Source organism: Sphaerisporangium sp. NPDC088356 (assembly GCF_040685555.1).
Taxonomy (GTDB): domain Bacteria; phylum Actinomycetota; class Actinomycetes; order Streptosporangiales; family Streptosporangiaceae; genus Sphaerisporangium.
This window is the reverse complement of sequence record NZ_JBFBIK010000287.1, coordinates 1-1166: the sequence shown is the minus strand read 5'-3', so window position 1 is coordinate 1166 and position 1166 is coordinate 1. Positions and strand designations below refer to the sequence as shown.

Below are 1166 nucleotides of genomic sequence, written 5' to 3'. Positions count from 1 at the left end.
CCGCCTTGACCTGCAACAGGTCCTGGCAGGTCTCGATGATCAGCGCGTCGGCGCCGCCCGCTATCAGGCCCGCCGCGTTGTCGCGGTAGGCGTCGCGCAGCGTCTCGTACGGCTTGTGCCCGAGCGTGGGGAGCTTGGTGCCCGGGCCCATCGACCCGAGCACGAACCGGGGCCGATCAGGGGTCGACCAGTGGTCGGCCCGCTCGCGTGCCAGCCGGGCGCCAGCCTCGGAGAACTCGTAGACGCGGCCGGGGATGTCGTACTCCCCTAGGGCGGCGAGGTTGGCGCCGAAGGTGTTGGTCTCCACGCAGTCGACGCCCACCTCGAAGTAGGCGTCGTGCACGCCCCGAACGATGTCGGGGCGGGTCACGTTGAGTACCTCGTTGCAGCCCTCGTGGCCCTCGAAGTCGTCGAGGGCCGGGTCGTAGGCCTGCAGCATCGTCCCCATGGCCCCGTCCGCGACCAGGACACGCTGGGCCAGAAGCTCGCGGAAGGTCGTCATGGTGCCTCCTAGAGGGCTTGGCGGAGCGCGTCGGCTCGGTCGGTGGACTCCCAGGAGAATCCCTCGCGGCCGAAGTGGCCGTACGCGGAGGTGGCCGAGTAGATGGGGCGGAGCAGGTCGAGGTCGCGGATGATCGCGGCCGGGCGCAGGTCGAAGACCGTGAGGATCGCCTGCTGGATCTTGTCCACCTCGACCTTCTCGGTGCCGAAGGTCTCCACGAACACACCGACCGGCTGCGCCTTGCCGATGGCGTACGCCACCTGCACCTCGGCGCGGTCGGCCAGCCCGGCGGCCACCACGTTCTTGGCGACCCACCGCATGGCGTAGGCGGCCGAGCGGTCGACCTTGGACGGGTCCTTGCCGGAGAACGCGCCGCCACCGTGACGGGCCATGCCGCCGTAGGTGTCCACGATGATCTTGCGGCCGGTCAGGCCCGCGTCGCCCATCGGGCCGCCGATCTCGAACCGGCCGGTCGGGTTGACCAGCAGCCGGTAGCCCTCGATGTCGAGGTCGAGGTCGGCGAGCACGGGCTCGACCACGTGCTCGCGGATGTCGGGGGCCAGCATCTCCTTGAGGTCGATCTCGGGAGCGTGCTGGGTGGAGACCACGACGGTGTCGAGGCGGACCGGGCGGTCGCCGTCGTACTCGATGGTGACCTGGGTCT

2 protein-coding genes are annotated in these 1166 nt (G+C 70.2%); both read right to left on the bottom strand.

All coding sequences use genetic code 11. The annotated features are described in order from the left end of the window. A partial coding sequence (locus tag AB0O34_RS36975) for a homocysteine S-methyltransferase family protein (protein WP_363923685.1) occupies window positions 1–502 on the bottom strand: 502 nt, incomplete at its 3' end. Window positions 503–510: 8 nt separating this feature from the next. Beyond that, window positions 511–1166, bottom strand: a 656-nt coding sequence (gene metK, locus AB0O34_RS36970) for a methionine adenosyltransferase (protein ID WP_363923683.1), incomplete at its 5' end; no start/stop codon positions are given.